Genomic DNA, 15,566 nt, shown 5'->3' with positions numbered 1-15,566 from the left:
GCCTGCACGGGCCATTGACTGCACAATCAATCCCAAAAGGCGGGTCAGGAGGCTTGACAACTCTTGGCGCAAGGCTCTACCCCTTTAAGACTGTGTCACCAGATTGTCGCGCAGGCGGCCGTTTTGTCACCAAATACTGTCCTCCAACATCAAGGAGCGACCCATGGCCAAACGTCTGGACGCCCAACGCACCTATGCCCTGGCCGGGGCAGGGGGCGCGGGCAAAACCTCCCTTGCCGAAATGTTGCTGCACACCGCGGGGGCCTTGTCCCGCCTCGGGTCCATCGAAGAAGGCGCCACCTGCCTGGACTACGAGCCCGAGGAAATCAAGCGACGCGGCAGCATCCAGCCTGCCGTCGCCCAGTTCGCTTGGAACAAGAGCCCGCACTACCTGCTGGACACCCCCGGGGAGAACAATTTCATCGGCGACATCCCCCTGCTCTTCACCGCGGCGGATGCCGTGCTCTTCTGCGTGGATGCAGTGGACGGCGCCCGCCCCCTGGCCCGCAAGCTCTGGCAGCAGGCCGCGGCTGCCGGCCTGCCGGGGATGATCTGCATCACCAAGCTGGACCGTGACCGCGCCGATTTCTCCATGGCCTACGCCTCCCTGGGCACGGTGCTGGGCGTGAAGCCCGTGCTCTTGCACCTGCCCATCGGGCAGCAGGATCACTTCGTAGGCGTGGTGGACCTGATGGCCAACAAGGCCCTGCTCTTCCAGAAAGACGGCACGCTGCGGGAAAGCGACATCCCCGAGGAACTGGCCGACGAAGCCGCCACCCTGCGCGAAACGGCCATTGAGAACATCGCCGAAAGCGATGAAGTCTTGATGGAAAAATACCTGGACGCCGGCGAACTCTCCATCGAAGACATCCGGACGGGCCTGCACGCCGGCGTGCTGAACCGCAGCCTGGTGCCCGTGGTGGTGAGTGCGGCCGTGCAGAACAAGGGCGGCGCGCTGATTCTGGATACCATCCAGCAGCTTTTCCCCTCCCCCCTGGAGCGCGGCCCCTGGCTGGGCCAGGACGGCAGCGAGCGGGCGTCCTCCGACGCCGAGCCCCCGGCCGCCTTTGTGTTCAAGACCCTGTCCGACCCCTTTGCCGGGCAGCTGTCCCTGGTGCGCGTGCTCTCCGGCACCTTCACCGCGGACACCTCCTACCTGAACAGCCGCACCGGCGATACCGAACGCGTGGGCCAGCTGCTGCAGCTGTTGGGCAAGTCCCAAACCCCCACCAAGGAAGCCGCGGAATGCGGGGCCATCGTGGCCGTGGCCAAGCTCAAAAACACCGCCACCGGGGACACGCTGGCTGCGGAGAAAAAGCCCTTCGCCCTGGCCGCCCCGGCCATCGCCCCGCCACTGCTCACGTATGCCCTGGCTCCCAAGGAAAAAGGGGAGGAAGACAAGGTCTACCAGGCCGTGCAGAAGCTCCTGGAGGAAGACATCACCCTGCGGCTCTCCCGCGACGAGGAAAGCAGCGACATCCTGCTCTCCGGCATGGGGCAGATGCACATCGAAACCGCCGTGGAACGCGCCAGACGGCGCTACAAGGTGGATATCGTCCTCAAGACGCCCAAGGTCCCCTACCGCGAAACCATCAAGGGCACGGCAGACGTGCAGGGCCGGCACAAGAAACAGTCCGGTGGCCGCGGCCAGTTCGGCGACTGCTGGGTCAAGTTCGAGCCCCTGCCCCGGGGCGCAGGCTATCAGTACGTGGACGCCATTGTGGGCGGGGTCATCCCCCGGCAGTACATCCCTGCCGTGGACAAGGGCATCCAGGAAAGCGCCCATCGCGGCTTTTTGGCCGGCTGCCCCATGGTGGACTTCAAGGCCAGTTGTCACGACGGCAGCTACCACACCGTGGACAGCTCGGAAATGGCCTTCAAGATCGCCGGCTCCCTGGCCTTCAAGAAAGCCATGGAAACAGCCAAGCCCGTGCTGCTGGAACCGATCATGCAGGCCACCATCTCCATTCCCGATGAGTACATGGGCGACGTGATCGGCGATTTGTCCTCGCGCCGCGGCAAGGTGCTGGGCTCGGACTCCACCGCCGGGGTGACGGAAATCAAGGCCCACGTGCCCATGAACGAGATGCTGCGCTATGCGCCGGATCTGCGCGCCATGACCGCCGGGCAAGGCACCTTTGCCATGGAATTCGACCACTACGAGGAAGCCCCGCCACCCGTGGCCGAAAAGGTGATTGCCGAATACCAGAAGGAACGCGGCGGAGAATAATTCCACCTATCCAGTAGAGATTCTACCTCGGCCCGGCAACGGGCCGAGGTTTTTTTGCGCCGATTCTGCGGCAACCCTGCATTTATCAATTGATCATTGACAATTTGTAATGATTCTCATAATTGGTATTTCTGATTGCGTACATCACGGTGTACACGGCTTGATCTTGACGAAATCTATACCGATTCACACCACTAACCGCAGCAGGGGGCTCAGGTGAGTGCATTACGTGGTCGTTGGATGTCCGTCATGCTGTTGCTGTGCATGGCTGCAGCTGTTGTATCCGGCTGCGCTGGGAGCAACAAGAAAGCGCATGAAATGGCAGAGGCCGCAATATACAAACCGATTGAGTATCAAAATGCAAACATGACTGGTCCGCCCATCGTGGTGTTGCCCGGCATGTTCAAGACGCGATCCGCCGCCTATGTGCACAAGTATTGCAACAACAGCATCTGTGATTTTGCCGAATTGGAATTGAGCAAGGCCAACTTCTCCGTGCTGGAGAATGCCGACCAGCAGCCGCTGTTCGAGGAAATCGCCCTGGCCGCCACCATGAGCGATGCCGAGGCCCTGCAGACCTTCCGCAAGTCCAGCCTGCCCACGGCCCGGTATTTCATGAGCTTCGACGTGATCAAGGCCGAGCCCATCGCCTGGGAGGCCAAGGGCGGCGACGGCCAGGTGCTCGGGGCCATCCTGGAACTGGGCCTCACCCTGGCCACCCGGGGGCAGTACCGCTCCCTGGGCAAAAGCCTGAACTCGGCCGTGTCGTCCGTGGCGGCCTACGACTACAACACCACATGGCATGTGGTGCTGCAGTACAGGGTGATTGATGCCGAGACCGGCGCCGTGGTCCATACGGCTTCAGTGGAAGAAAAGCAGGTGGCCCAGGATGAACTGACGGCGGCCCTGGGCATTTCTGAAAAAACCACCAGCTCGTTCACGGTGGATTCCCTGGTGCAGCGCCTGATGCAGCGCGCCGTGGCCGACCTGGACAAGACCGTGAAGCAGATGCACCAGACCGCGGCGGCGTACGAAGACGAATCGCCCTCCGGAAAGGCCGCGCGGGGATCGGAAAAAAAACGGAAGGCCATGGCCGAGGCCTATGCCCAGAAGGTGGCGGAGCTCAAGCGCAAGCAGGACGAAGAGGCGGCGCTGCAGACGATGCAGGCCTACGACTTTGCCTGGAGCAACATGGACGGCGTTGCCCTGCTGGCCACGGCGGACCCCTCGTTGCACAACATGATGGCCAACAGACTGGTGGCTTCGTACAATCGGGTGTATGAAGCCAACCCCAACTGGCGCAACAACTTCACCATCACCACCAATGACATCTCGTACGAATTCCTGGAGTACTCGCCGGAGCGCTGCAAGATCAAGCGCCTGGGGCACAGCATGCAGGGCGCCAAGGGCAAGGAGCAGAAGGTTGACGTCACCGACGAGTTTGACCTGGCCAAGCAGGATGGCCGCTGGCTCATTGCCTCGTCTGTGCAACTCAAGGCGATGAAGGAAGCGCATGACAAGGCGGAAGCCGCCAAGCCCGCGCCCAAGACGCCGGCCAAGAAAAAGAAGGACGAGGACGAATAACTCCGCCGTCTCCATGCCTCTGCCCGGCTCCCTGGCGTTCATGCATCGCTGGGGAGTCGGGATCCTGCCGCGCATTCTGCGTCCGCAGTCTGCCCCGCTCTTCCCTTCCGACCCAATCTGCCTTATATCTCCTCTCGCAATCCGAAATTCTCCTTTACCCCATTGCCCTCGCCATGCAATCTTTTGTCACGTTGTTGCGTTCCTTGCGGTTTCAGGCCCTGTTTCTGCCCGGCACCATCCTGTTCAGCCTGCTGTGCGTCGGCATGCGCAAGCTGGGCCTCATGCAATGGCGGTCCTGGGCCGCCTGGGGCTGGGGCCAGTGCGGCATGCTGGGCGCCGGCGTGCCGGTGGAAACCCACCTGGAGCACCTGCCGCCCCCAGGCCCCATGATCATCATGGCCAACCACCAGAGCCAGCTGGACATCTGTCTTTTCTTCACCAGACTGCGAAAATACGACTGCTGTTTCGTTGCCAAGAAGCCCTTGTTCAAGTTACCCTTCCTCGGCAAAGCCATGCACGCCCTCGGGCATGTGTGCGTGGATCAGGACAATCCGCGCCAGGCCATGAAAGCCATTGACGAGGCTATCGAAAAAGCCCGGGCCGGCCAGGCCGTGGTTATTTTTCCCGAAGGCACCCGGGCGTTTACGTTTGAAACACTCCAGGAGTTCCAGGTAGGCGCCATGATCCTGGCGCTCAAATCCGGACTGCCGGTCGTCCCCGTGCTCATCCACGGCGCGGGCGACGTCTCGGCCCGGGAGACCATGAAAATAAATAAACCGAATGGGCCGCTGCGCTTGACGGCCCTGCCGGTCCTGCACCCTTGCGAGCGCTACACCATGAAGGACCGCGAAGCCCTGCGACAGGAGCTGCAAACCCTCATGACCACCGAATATGAACGGCTGCGAGGCCTGTACTACCCCAGGCTTGCCGCCAACACCCTGGAGGCACGATGACCCTAGATCCCCACGTCCGCCTAACCCCCCTTGGCGGCCTGGGAGAAATTGGCCGCAACTGCATGGTCTTAGAAACTGAAAAGTCCATGCTCGTCATTGACTGCGGCCTCATGTTTCCCGACGACTATCTGCTGGGCATCGACATCGTCATCCCCCGCTTCGACTACATCCTGGAACGCAAGGACAAGCTCAAGGGCGTCCTGCTCACCCATGGGCACGAGGACCACATCGGCGCCCTGCCCTGGCTCATGAGCCACCTGAACGCGCCCATTTACGGCTCCGGTTTCACCCTGGGCCTGGTGCGCAACAAGCTGCGCGAGCACAACCTGGAACGCTTCATCACCCTGAATCGCGTCCAGGCTCGCGACCGCATTGTGTTCGATGACGTGGCCGTGAACTTCTTCCCCGTCTGCCACTCCATTGTGGACGGCTTTGCCCTGGGCTTTGAAACCACCGTGGGCCGCATTCTGCACACTGGCGACTTCAAGATCGACCCCGCCCCCATGGACGGCCACGCCACAGACATGGACGGCATCCGCGAATTCTGCGCAGACGGCGTCCTGTGCATGCTCTCGGACTCCACCAACGTGGAGCGCGACGGCCACTCCCTCAACGAACGCGAGATCATGAGTTCGCTGTCGGAGATCTTCAAGACCTGCCAGGGCCGCATCCTGGTCACGCTGTTTTCCAGCCACATTCAACGCATGCAGGAAGTGTTCGAGCTGGCCTGGCAAACCGGCCGCAAGGTGGCCGTGGCCGGCAAGTCCATCTCCTCCAACATTGAGCTGGCCCAGGAGCTCAAATTCCTGGCGGCCAAGGAAGGCGTGCACATCCCCCTGGAAGAAGTGCCCACCGTGCCGGACCGCGAACTGGTGCTGCTGGTCACGGGTTCCCAGGGCGAACCACTCTCCGCCCTGACGCGCATCACCGCCGGGGAGCACAAGAGCCTGCGCATCCACGAGGGCGACACGGTCATCATGTCCTCGCGGTTCATTCCCGGCAACGTCAAGGCCATCTATCGCGTCATCAACCAGCTCTACAAGCTGGGCGCCGACGTGTATTACGAAAGCATTCACAACATCCATGCCTCCGGCCACGCCTACAAGGAAGAGCTGCGGCTGATGCTTGAGGCGGTGAAGCCCAAGTACTTCATCCCCGTGCACGGCGAATACCGCCACCTGGTGAAGCATGCAGACCTGGCCCGCCACTGCGGCGTGGCCGGGGAGCGAGCCATCGTGCTGGAAGATGGCCAGCCCCTCACCTTCGTGCAGCATGGCATCCGCTTTGAGGACGCCGTGCCCGCCGACGCCATCTATGTGGACGGCAAGGGCGTGGGCGATGTGGGCCACACCGTGCTCAAGGAACGCCAGCTGCTGGGCGGCGAAGGGCTGGTCATCGTGGTGATGGTGCTGGAAGAAAAAAGCTGGGACATCATCCACGGGCCGCAGGTGGAATCCAAGGGCTTTGTCTTCGCGCAGCAGTATTCCCACGTGCTGGAAGACGCCCAGTGCATCATCCTGGACATCTTCGAAAACGTCCCCCCTGGCGACGTGGACAAGCTCAAGGAACGCATTCGCAGCGCCCTCAGACGCTTCTTCCGCAAGGTGCTGGACCGCGACCCCGTGGTGGTGCCCCTGGTAATGGTGGTGTAACGCCCCCAGACGCCTCCCCACAGCACAACAGTTCGCGTGCCGGCCCGCCTGCGCAGGCAGACCGGCACGCTCTCCATTACTCTTTTGTCAGGATACCCTCATGAGCGACACACCTACCAAAGACAGCAACGGCACCCCCCTGCAGGACGGGGACAACGTCCTGCTGACCAAGGATCTCAAGGTCAAAGGCGCATCCGTCACCCTCAAACGCGGCACGCTCATCAAAAATATCCGGCTCACGGACAATCCGCAGGAGATTGAATGCAACGCAGAAAAAGTCAAAGGACTGGTACTCAAGACCTGCTTTCTGAAGAAAGCGTAATCCTTGCACCCTGCTGCGGCACCCGGTCCTCCTTGACCCGCCCCTGCATCTCATCTAGAAGTACGCCATTATGAACTGGGACTGGGACAAACTCAATTCGCGCAAGCCGCAAGGCCCCTGGGGCCCGCGGCCAGGCAACGGCCCCGAGGGGCCGGATCTGGACAAGCTCAAGGATGTCCTGAACAAACTGAAAACCCCCGGCGCCAGGATCCTGCTGCCGCTGCTGGCGGTCGTCTGGATGGCCACGGGCTTTTACAGTATTGGACCGGCAGAAGTGGGCGTGGTGCTGCGCTTTGGCGCGTTCCATCGCATCACGGATCCAGGCTGGCATTATCACATCCCCTACCCCGTGGAACACGTGCTCAAGCCGGAAGTCATGGCGTTCCGACGCGTGGAGGTGGGTTTTCTCTCCATGCAAGGCGGCCGGCAGACCCAGCAGGGCCAGAACCGCTCCCGCCCGGAAGAAAGCCTGATGCTCACCGGGGACGAGAATATCGTGGACGTGCAGTTCATCGTCCAGTACCGCATCAAGGATCCCACGGACTTCCTCTTCAACGTCCAGAGCCAGGACGACACCGTCAAGCACGTGGCCGAGGCTGCCATGCGCGAAGTGGTGGGCTACAACCTCATCGACAACGTGCTCACGGACAAAAAAGAAGCCATTCAGCTGGATACCCTCAAACTCATGCAGGGCGTGCTGGACCGCTACCAGGCCGGCATCTATGTGGAAGCCGTGCAGTTGCAAGACGTGCATCCGCCCCGGGAAGTGGTGGACGACTTCAAGGACGTGGCCAGCGCCCGGGAAGACAAGAACCGCTTTGTCAATGAAGCCCAGGCCTACAGCAACGACATCCTCCCCAGAGCCCGCGGCGAGGCTGCCCGCATCATCAATGACGCCCGCGGCGCCCAGCAGGGCACCATCCATCGGGCCGAGGGCGAAGCCGCCCGGTTCTCCGCCGTGCTGGAAGCCTACCGCAAGGCGCCGGATATCACCCGCGAACGCCTGCAGCTGGAAGCCATGGAACACATCCTCGCCAATCAGGATACGGACAAGCTCCTGCTTGATGCGGAAGTGGCCAACCGCACCACGCCCTATTTCCAGCTCGCGCCGCCAGAGGCCCTGGCCGGCCAGCCCGCCGCAGCACCAGGAACCCCTGGCGCCCCCGCCGGTCAGCCCGCCCTGCGAGGTGCCCCATGAAAAAACTGTTCATCCTTGGCCTGACGGCCTTTGTCCTCATCGTCGTCGCGTCCATGTCCTTGTACACGGTCTCGCAGGTGCAGACAGCCATCATCCTGGAATTCGGCAAGCCCATTGGCGAGGCGAAAGCCCCGGGCCTGCACTTCAAGCTGCCCTGGCGCAATGTCATCTGGTTCGACAAACGGATTCTGGACTACGACGCCAAGGCCCGCGAAGTGCTCACCAGCGACAAGAAGACCCTTCTGGTGGACAACTACGCCAAATGGCGCATCACCAACCCCCTGCTGTTCTACCAGACCGTGCGCACCCCCGCCGGTGCCCTGCAGCGGCTGGACGACGTGATCTATTCCGAAATGCGCGAGGCCTTGGGCCGCTACACCATGACGGAAGCAGTCTCCACCAGACGCGCCGCCATCATGCTGGAAGTGTCGGAACGCTCCTCCAGACTCATCGCCGAATACGGCATCGAAGTGGTGGATGTGCGCATCAAACGCACGGATCTGCCTGACCAGAACCTGAAATCCATCTACAACCGCATGTCTGCCGAACGCAAACGCCAAGCCAAGCAGTACCGCTCCGAAGGCGAGGAAGAAGCAGCAAAGATTCGCTCCGAGGCAGACCGCGAGCGCACAGTCATTCTGGCGCAAGCCCGCCGCGAAGCCGAGATACTCCTTGGCCAGGGCGATGCCGAAGCTGTGCGTATCTACGCAGAAGCGTACGGCGCGGACCCCAGTTTCTATGCCTTTGCCAGAAGCCTGGAAGCCTATACCAACGGCCTCAAGACACGCACACGCATGGTCCTGGTGCCCGGGTCTGGCTTTTTCCAGCACCTGCCCTAGATCATTAAGACATTCTCCCCGCGGGGATTTGCACCCTCCCCGCGGGGTCGCCGGCAGTGTAACATGTGAACCAAAATGTTACAACTGTGTCCCCAATGAGACACCTGCCGGTGCATGCAAATACCCAGCAGCCGCAGCAGATAAACTAGCAGCCTACCACTGTTCATCTTTTTTTTTTGCGCTTCCAACTATTGTGGCACTGAATTTGTATTATGTACTTGCTTGCTTGTGCCAACAGGCTGACCAGATTGTTACACACGCGCCAGCAGGTCATTTGTGCAAGGAAGACGATTTTCGTTTCGTTGATCCCTTGGGCCGACCTGGCGGACGCGACGGCGCCGGGAGAAGCTGCTCAGGAATCCCCAATTCCACCAACTGCTGGATGCGTTCCTTCGGCGCACGATCCCCCTTGATGATGCGCGAGATCATCGAGGGATGCACACCCAGATCCACGGCAAGTCGGTTTTTGTAAATTCGATGATACGAAAGCCACGCCTCAAGCTTTTGCTGCCGGTCCGTTGTCGTGTCAGCCAGCAGCGCAGCCAGGAAGCTTTCGGAGAAGGAGTGTTTTTCTGAGGCAGCGGATTCTGTCATGTGCAGGTCAAGGAATTGCAGTGTTTCTTCGTGTATGGTATAAAAACCATGCTCGTGTACATCGAATTTCGTCTAGATATAGGCTAGTTTTTCCACTGTCAAGGTGAATCGGGCTCAGTCCCCCATTCTCCACATACCAAAGGAGTTGCAGCGTGCCAGGTTTTGAAGAAATTTTCGACCGCATCAAGGTTGCCACCAATACCCGCACCCAGGTGGAACTTGCTGAAGTGCTTGACATTCGTCAGTCCAGCATTTCAGACGCCAAGCGGCGGGATTCGGTGCCCTCGGACTGGTACCTCAAGTTGTTCGAGAAGTACGGTCTCAACCCGGACTGGCTCAAGAGCGGTCTCGGCCCCATGTATCTCAAGAGCGAGCAGGGGTACGAACCCTATGACGGCCCCCAGGCGGCCAGCCTGCGCGAGGAAGCCGCCAAGTATGCCGAACCGGACAGCAAGTCGCAGATCATCACGGTCTTTGGCATGCAGGGCATCGACGCCGCCACCGGCAAGTGGATGCCCAAGAGCATCGGCAAGCTCTCCATTCCCCTGTCCCTGGCCCGGCCCAGCATCACTGTGGTGAAGATGGACGCCTCTTCCATGGAGCCGCTCATCCGCCGCAGCGCCTATGTGGGTCTGGACACGGACCAGAAGAACATCCTGTCTGGCGAGTTGTACGGCGTGTTCATTCCCTTTGAAGGGCTGGGCATCCGCCGTATCTTCCTGGACGAGGAAAAGGGCCGCTTTGTGCTGCGTACCGAAAATTCGGACCACCCCGAGCAGTACCTGCCCGTGGAAAAGCGCGATGAGCGCGTGGTGGGCCGGGCAGTCTGGGTGCTGCAGCAGCTGTAATTGCTGATCGCCACACATGGCGCGTGCAGCCGCGGGGGGGAGACCTTCCGCGGCTGTCTTGTGTCACGTCCCCGAAAGAAGGCGATGTTTCCATCATCGTAAGTCGGGGAGGACTCACGGAGCCAGCGGCTCCGGGGCCGCCTTGCAGGCGGACCAGTGTTGCGTCTTTGCTGTATGAGCATATGTTGAGGACGCAACACTAGAGCACGTTGTTTTTGAAAAGCACTCTCGGGGGAANTCTCGCAATGTCCTTTTTCAATATTAAAACGCGCTAGTTGTGCGGGCATTGCCTTCGCCGGGGCTCGGGGCTATGGTCCACGCAGACTGACACACCCCAACCCTGCGAGGCAACGCGCATGGGCACCCCCTCCCAGGGGCTCCGGCCCCACCAGATTTTCGACTTTCTCGCCGCCAGGGTCCTGGGACAGGACGAAGCCCTGCGCGGCGTGGCCGTGTCCATATACAAGCACCTCTACGGCATCCGCGGCGGGCGCATCTTCCTCATTGGCGGGTCCGGCACGGGCAAGACGACGCTGATGCGGGCCATCCAGCACTTTTTCATGGCCCATCCGGCCCTCAAGCCCTTTGCCGCCATGTGCATCGTGAACGCCCGCACGCTGGTGGACGAAAACGGCGATGTGGATGTCTTGCGCATCTTCCAGCACCTGGAGGCGGATGCCCGGCGTCTGCTGGGACCCGACGCCGAGGCCCGGGAGGTGGCGGCGCAGATGGAGCGCGGCACCATCTGCCTGGACGAGGTGGACAAGATTTCCGGCAAGCTGGCCGGCAAGCCGGATGTGGTGGGCCTTTCCCTGCAGCAGGCCCTGCTGACCTTCATCGAGGGCGAGCAGGTGCAGCATGCCGTGCGCGAGCGTCACGGCGAGGGACGGCACGACTTCTCCCTGAACACCGGCCGGATGCTCTTTGTCTGCGGCGGCGCCTTTGAGGAGTTGTACGATCAGGTCTACCGCCGCGTGGAGAACAAGGAGGACGAACGCCGGCTCAGGGAGGTGCGCACCTACGATTCCCGGCTGGGCATGCGCACGGACATCCTCTTCTCCCTCAAGGAATACATGAAGCTCGCGGATCTCTACGCCTACGGCATGGCCCCGCAGTTCATCTCCCGGTTCTCGGGCGTCACCCTGCTGGAGGATCTGCACCGCGGCGCCCTGCGCGAAATCCTGCTCAAAAGCGAGGAATCGCCCTACCGCATTTCCCGGCAGTATTTCGCCACCATGGACATCGAGCTTGTCCTGACGGCCGAGGCCGTGGATATTGTGGTGGACAAGGCGTATGAAAATGCCCGCATCGGGGCGCGGGCCCTGCGCGAGGTGTTCGCCAAGGTCATCACCGCCCTGGAGTTCGACCCCTTCGGCAGCGGCCTGCTGCAGCAAAAGGGCGAGGGCTGGCGGCTGGTGGTCAAACGGGAGCTGGCGCAGGAACGGCTGCACAGCCAGGATGCAGACCCTGCCGACGCCATGGCGGGCGCTTCCAAAGATGCTGCCGAAGCCCTGGCGGAGCAGGTCGGGGAACTGTCGTGAGCGCCGGTCACTGCACGGGGATGATCCGGCGGGAGACGTCTTCCAGCAACACCTGATAGCCCAGCAGGCGGGAATGGACCTCCGCAAACCGCGGATCCTTGGCATAGGGCGACCTGGCGATATTCTCCCCCAGTTCCGTGGCCAGATCTTCCAAGCCATGGCCAAGGTGCCGCAGCCGATTGCCCACATAGCCGGCCAGGATGTTGCTGACGGCTTCCGTCTTCAGAAAATGGTCAAAATACAAAAACACCAGATCAAACCCGTTTTCCGCCTGCAGCCTGGCCCGGTCCAGCTCGCCCAGGAAATAATTGGCCATGCCGGCATGGGCGGGCACGCTTTTCTTCTCCTGGTCCATGAATGCGCGGGCAGCCTCCAGGGACTGGACAAATTGCTTGTGCGCGTCCATGTAGGCCTTCATGTCGAAGGGCGGCGGACTTTTTTTGTCCGGCTTCTCTGCCTCGGCCGCCTTGGCCGGTGGGGCCGGCTTTTTGTTGGACGCAGCCAGGACGTCATGCTCCCACGGCATCGCCCCCGGCACGATCCCGCACGCAAACGCCCCCAGCAGGAGCACGGCAATATGGCGATGCAGCATCATGCCCAGAGCTGTACCGCAGTCGCCCGGACCAGACAAGATGTCCGTCCCCTGTCAACCCTGCATCCTGCGCAAGGATCTCGTACTTTTCCATGATTGTCCCCACTCCGGAGTCTCTGCTGCACGGCCTGCTGCTGCCCCTTGGCTCGCTCATTGTGTTCATGTCCCTGAGCCTGCTGGTGGCCAATGTCCTGGAAGCCATGAACTGGACGCGATTTCTGGCCCGTCTGGCCGCCCCGCTGGTGCGGCTGGGACGGTTCAAGGACGTGTCTGGCGCGAGTTTTTCCCTGGCCTTCGTTTCGGGCATGGCCGCCAACACCGTCCTGGCGGAAAGCTACGAACGCGGGACCCTCTCGCGTCGGGAGCTGATCCTGGCCAATCTGTTCAACAGCATGCCCACGTATTTTCTGCACCTGCCCACCATGTTCTCCCTGGCGGCGCCATTTTTGGGATCAGTGGCAACATTGTACGTGGGGCTGACGTTCTTTGCGGCCATCCTGCGCACGGCCGGGGTGGTGCTGGCCGGCCGGCTGCTGCTGCCGCCCATCCCCGATGGCTGTGTGGTCTGCCGGCTGGACGAGCAAAAGCCGCGCACGCCACAGGAGGCCCTGGCCAGGGGCTGGCGTCTGTTCCGAAGGCGCATCCGCAAGGTGGTGCTCATCACCGCCCCCATTTACACGGTGATGTATTTTGCCCGTATCTGGGGGGTGTTTGAGGCGATGGAAACGTTCCTGGCCACCCATGTAGGCGACCTGGGCTTCCTGCCGCCGCAGGCCTTGTCCATCGTGGCGTTTCATCTGGTGGCGGAAACCACGTCCGGCCTGGCCGCGGCCGGGGCCGTGCTGCAGGGGGGCGAGCTGCCGGCGCGGGTGGTGGTGCTGGCCCTGCTGGTGGGGAACATCCTCTCTTCTCCCATGCGGGCCTTCCGGCACCAATTCCCGTACTATGCCGGAATCTTCAAACCCAGCATGGCAGCACGGCTCATCATGTACAGCCAGCTGTTGCGAGCCGCCAGCATTGCCCTGGTGACCGCCGGCTTCGCCTTTTTTACCTCCTGAATACTTTCAAATCCTGACGGCTTTGGATATGGAGGCTGAACAGCACATCGCATCACACCATCAATCCAGCAGGAGCACGCCACGTGCAGTTCACACCCACGGACCTCCCCGGGGTCTTCCTTCTCAAGCCCAAAGTGTTCGGCGACGAACGGGGCTTTTTCATGGAAAGTTACAACGCCCGCCTGTTCGCCGAACAAGGGCTCAACATCCCCTTCATCCAGGACAACCACGCCAAGTCCGGCGTGGGCGTGCTCCGGGGACTGCACTTCCAGCGGCCACCCATGGCCCAGACCAAACTGGTGCGCGTGACCGCCGGCAGTGTGTACGATGCGGTGGTGGACCTGCGCAAAGGCTCCCCTACCTATGGCCAGTGGCGCGGCTTTACCCTTTCCGCGGAAAACTTCCTCCAACTCCTGGTGCCCCAGGGCTTTGCCCACGGCTATGTGACGCTTGAACCGGATACAGAATTCCAATACAAGGTTGACAATTACTACGCCCCGGAACTGGATGGCGGCCTGCGCTGGGATGATCCCACCCTTGCCATCGACTGGCCGGTGAAAACGCCCAACCTCTCTGCCAAAGACAAGTTGCTGCCGCTACTCAGCGATTTCGATTCCCCCTTCCGGTTCCAGGCCTGATCCGGCTCGTCACCAAGGAGACCAGCGCATGAGCGACGCCACCGTCCCCCAATCCCCCACCCGCGACCATCCGTTGAGCCGCTGCCAGGCCGTGATTCTTGCCGGTGGTTCCGGCACCCGGCTGTGGCCGCTGTCCCGGGCCATGCTGCCCAAGCAGCTGCTGGCCCTCAAGGGCAGCCGCACCCTGCTGCAGGAAACCGTGGACCGCTCCATGGCCGCCTTTCCGGCCGATCGCATCCACGTGGTGACCAACGAGGAGCATATCTTCGAGGTCAAAAAACAGCTCAAGGCCCTTGGCCCGGAGCTGGCCGCCAATGTGCTCGCCGAGCCCATAGGCAAGAACACCCTGCCGGCCATCCTGCTGGCCATGGGCTCCATTGCCGAACGCGACCCCGACGCGCTGGTGGCCGTGTTTCCCTCGGACCACTTCATCCATCACCCCGAGCAATGGACCGGCGCCCTGGCCCGCGGCTGCGAGCTGGCCGCCCAGGGCTGGTTTGTCACCTTCGGCATCGTGCCGGACAAACCAGAAACCGGCTACGGCTATATCGCCAAGGGCCCATCCCTGGGGCAGAACGCTTACCAGGTGGGCGGGTTTGTGGAAAAACCGGACCTGGAACGCGCCCAGTCCTTTGTGTCCAGCGGCGACTACTTGTGGAATTCCGGGATGTTCGTCTTCAGCCTGCCCGCCTTCCTGGACGCCGTGGAGCGCTTTCAGCCTGAGTTGTTCAAGTGGTGGCAGCAGCGCCAGGAGCGTCCCCTGGTGGCCGGGTACAGCACCCTGCCGGACATCTCCGTGGACTACGGCATCATGGAGCAGGTGGACCGCATTGCCATGGTGGCCGGGGACTTCGGCTGGGACGACCTGGGCAGCTGGGAAGCCCTGTACCGCCTGGGCGCAAAAGACGAAAACGGCTGCGTGGTGGAAGGCGACGTGCTGGCAGTGGACTGCAAAAACTCCCTGCTCTTCTCCCGCGGGGCCAAGCTGGCCGCCGCCGGCGTGGAGAACATCATCGTCGTCCAGACCAAGGATGCCACCCTCGTCTGCAGCATGGACCAGGTGCAGAAGGTCAAGGACGTGGTGCAGCTGCTCAAGACCCAAGGCTCCCCGCTGGTGACCACCCACGTCACCGTGCATCGGCCCTGGGGCAGCTACACCGTGCTGGAGGAAGCCTCCTTCTACAAGCTCAAGCGCATTGTGGTGCTGCCCGGAGCCAAGCTCTCCCTGCAGATGCACCACCACCGCAGCGAGCATTGGGTGGTCATTTCCGGTACGGCCCTGGTGCAGGTGGGCGAGGAAGAAAAGATCCTGGTGGAAAACCAGTCCGTGGACATCCCCAAGGCCACCAAGCACCGGCTTTCCAACCCCGGCAAAGTGCCCGTGGAAATCATCGAAATCCAGAACGGCCCCTACCTGGAAGAAGACGACATCGTCCGCTTTGAAGACGTCTACGGCCGCAAGCCTGCGGGCTAGGGCATTTTATCTTTGAGAAGAGTTCCTGGGGGAACCCCTTTCT

At 61.7% G+C, this 15,566-nt stretch carries 14 protein-coding genes; 12 read left to right on the top strand and 2 right to left on the bottom strand.

All coding sequences use genetic code 11. The features are described from left to right. Window positions 1-163 precede the first annotated feature (163 nt). The 7 genes from fusA to hflC all read left to right on the top strand — a co-directional run bounded on the left by fusA (window position 164) and on the right by hflC (window position 8,778). A complete protein-coding gene (gene fusA / locus DGI_RS07500) occupies window positions 164-2,230 on the top strand; it encodes an elongation factor G (protein WP_021760274.1) in 2,067 nt (688 codons plus the stop codon). Between the two features lie 366 nt (window positions 2,231-2,596). Next, on the top strand, window positions 2,597-3,814 hold the full coding sequence (locus DGI_RS07495; RefSeq protein ID WP_144284143.1) for a hypothetical protein: 1,218 nt from the start codon (window positions 2,597-2,599) through the stop codon (window positions 3,812-3,814). Between the two features lie 173 nt (window positions 3,815-3,987). Further along, window positions 3,988-4,767 carry a lysophospholipid acyltransferase family protein gene (locus DGI_RS07490; RefSeq protein WP_081696961.1) on the top strand — a complete coding sequence of 260 codons (780 nt, stop codon included), beginning with the start codon at window positions 3,988-3,990 and terminating at the stop codon, window positions 4,765-4,767. Next, window positions 4,764-6,419: a ribonuclease J gene (locus DGI_RS07485; RefSeq protein WP_021760271.1), complete on the top strand. Its 1,656-nt coding sequence runs from the start codon at window positions 4,764-4,766 to the stop codon at window positions 6,417-6,419. Before DGI_RS07490 ends, DGI_RS07485 begins: the two co-directional genes overlap by 4 nt. 100 nt (window positions 6,420-6,519) lie before the next feature. Next, window positions 6,520-6,741, top strand: coding sequence for an alkylphosphonate utilization protein (locus DGI_RS07480; protein WP_021760270.1), 222 nt, complete (start codon window positions 6,520-6,522; stop codon window positions 6,739-6,741). Window positions 6,742-6,811: 70 nt separating this feature from the next. Continuing rightward, window positions 6,812-7,939: an FtsH protease activity modulator HflK gene (gene hflK, locus DGI_RS07475; protein WP_021760269.1), complete on the top strand. Its 1,128-nt coding sequence runs from the start codon at window positions 6,812-6,814 to the stop codon at window positions 7,937-7,939. After that, window positions 7,936-8,778: a protease modulator HflC gene (gene hflC / locus DGI_RS07470; protein ID WP_021760268.1), complete on the top strand. Its 843-nt coding sequence runs from the start codon at window positions 7,936-7,938 to the stop codon at window positions 8,776-8,778. Before hflK ends, hflC begins: the two co-directional genes overlap by 4 nt. A gap of 270 nt (window positions 8,779-9,048) precedes the next feature. Here hflC and DGI_RS17885 read toward each other — a convergent pair whose 3' ends face one another. Continuing rightward, entirely contained in the window at window positions 9,049-9,372 is a 324-nt protein-coding gene (locus tag DGI_RS17885; RefSeq protein ID WP_021760267.1) for a helix-turn-helix domain-containing protein, read from the bottom strand. A gap of 152 nt (window positions 9,373-9,524) precedes the next feature. On the opposite strand from DGI_RS17885, the gene DGI_RS07465 reads away from it, so the two are divergent. Together DGI_RS07465 and DGI_RS07460 are read left to right on the top strand one after the other, a co-directional pair. Next, entirely contained in the window at window positions 9,525-10,220 is a 696-nt protein-coding gene (locus tag DGI_RS07465) for a LexA family transcriptional regulator (RefSeq protein WP_021760266.1), read from the top strand. Window positions 10,221-10,576: 356 nt separating this feature from the next. Then, window positions 10,577-11,761, top strand: coding sequence for an AAA family ATPase (locus DGI_RS07460; protein ID WP_021760265.1), 1,185 nt, complete (start codon window positions 10,577-10,579; stop codon window positions 11,759-11,761). 7 nt (window positions 11,762-11,768) lie between these two features. Here the strand turns inward: DGI_RS07460 and DGI_RS07455 are convergent, their stop codons facing one another. After that, window positions 11,769-12,356: a hypothetical protein gene (locus DGI_RS07455; RefSeq protein WP_027193347.1), complete on the bottom strand. Its 588-nt coding sequence runs from the start codon at window positions 12,354-12,356 to the stop codon at window positions 11,769-11,771. A gap of 89 nt (window positions 12,357-12,445) precedes the next feature. On the opposite strand from DGI_RS07455, the gene DGI_RS07450 reads away from it, so the two are divergent. From DGI_RS07450 to DGI_RS07440, 3 genes are all read left to right on the top strand, one after another. Next, entirely contained in the window at window positions 12,446-13,411 is a 966-nt protein-coding gene (locus tag DGI_RS07450) for a hypothetical protein (RefSeq protein WP_021760263.1), read from the top strand. Window positions 13,412-13,494: 83 nt separating this feature from the next. Beyond that, window positions 13,495-14,049, top strand: a complete 555-nt coding sequence (rfbC, locus tag DGI_RS07445) for a dTDP-4-dehydrorhamnose 3,5-epimerase (protein ID WP_021760262.1) — start codon at window positions 13,495-13,497, stop codon at window positions 14,047-14,049. Window positions 14,050-14,077: 28 nt separating this feature from the next. After that, the gene (locus tag DGI_RS07440) at window positions 14,078-15,523 is read left to right on the top strand and encodes a mannose-1-phosphate guanylyltransferase/mannose-6-phosphate isomerase (protein ID WP_021760261.1); all 1,446 of its coding nucleotides are present in this window, start codon (window positions 14,078-14,080) and stop codon (window positions 15,521-15,523) included. Window positions 15,524-15,566 lie beyond the last annotated feature (43 nt).

This window comes from Megalodesulfovibrio gigas DSM 1382 = ATCC 19364, assembly GCF_000468495.1.
Lineage (GTDB): Bacteria > Desulfobacterota > Desulfovibrionia > Desulfovibrionales > Desulfovibrionaceae > Megalodesulfovibrio > Megalodesulfovibrio gigas.
Note: the sequence above shows the minus strand (reverse complement) of the source record. Positions and strands in the feature narration are given on the sequence as shown.

Bases quoted from the DNA above. Each gene is read 5' to 3' on its own strand.
- DGI_RS07440 (WP_021760261.1), top strand. From the start codon at position 14,078: ATGAGCGACGCCACCGTCCCCCAATCCCCCACCCGCGACCATCCGTTG.
- DGI_RS07495 (WP_144284143.1), top strand. From the start codon at position 2,597: ATGACTGGTCCGCCCATCGTGGTGTTGCCCGGCATGTTCAAGACGCGA.
- hflK (WP_021760269.1), top strand. From the start codon at position 6,812: ATGAACTGGGACTGGGACAAACTCAATTCGCGCAAGCCGCAAGGCCCC.
- DGI_RS07490 (WP_081696961.1), top strand. From the start codon at position 3,988: ATGCAATCTTTTGTCACGTTGTTGCGTTCCTTGCGGTTTCAGGCCCTG.
- fusA (WP_021760274.1), top strand. From the start codon at position 164: ATGGCCAAACGTCTGGACGCCCAACGCACCTATGCCCTGGCCGGGGCA.
- DGI_RS07455 (WP_027193347.1), bottom strand. From the start codon at position 12,356: ATGATGCTGCATCGCCATATTGCCGTGCTCCTGCTGGGGGCGTTTGCG.
- DGI_RS07480 (WP_021760270.1), top strand. From the start codon at position 6,520: ATGAGCGACACACCTACCAAAGACAGCAACGGCACCCCCCTGCAGGAC.
- hflC (WP_021760268.1), top strand. From the start codon at position 7,936: ATGAAAAAACTGTTCATCCTTGGCCTGACGGCCTTTGTCCTCATCGTC.
- DGI_RS07485 (WP_021760271.1), top strand. From the start codon at position 4,764: ATGACCCTAGATCCCCACGTCCGCCTAACCCCCCTTGGCGGCCTGGGA.
- DGI_RS07450 (WP_021760263.1), top strand. From the start codon at position 12,446: ATGATTGTCCCCACTCCGGAGTCTCTGCTGCACGGCCTGCTGCTGCCC.
- DGI_RS07460 (WP_021760265.1), top strand. From the start codon at position 10,577: ATGGGCACCCCCTCCCAGGGGCTCCGGCCCCACCAGATTTTCGACTTT.
- DGI_RS17885 (WP_021760267.1), bottom strand. From the start codon at position 9,372: ATGACAGAATCCGCTGCCTCAGAAAAACACTCCTTCTCCGAAAGCTTC.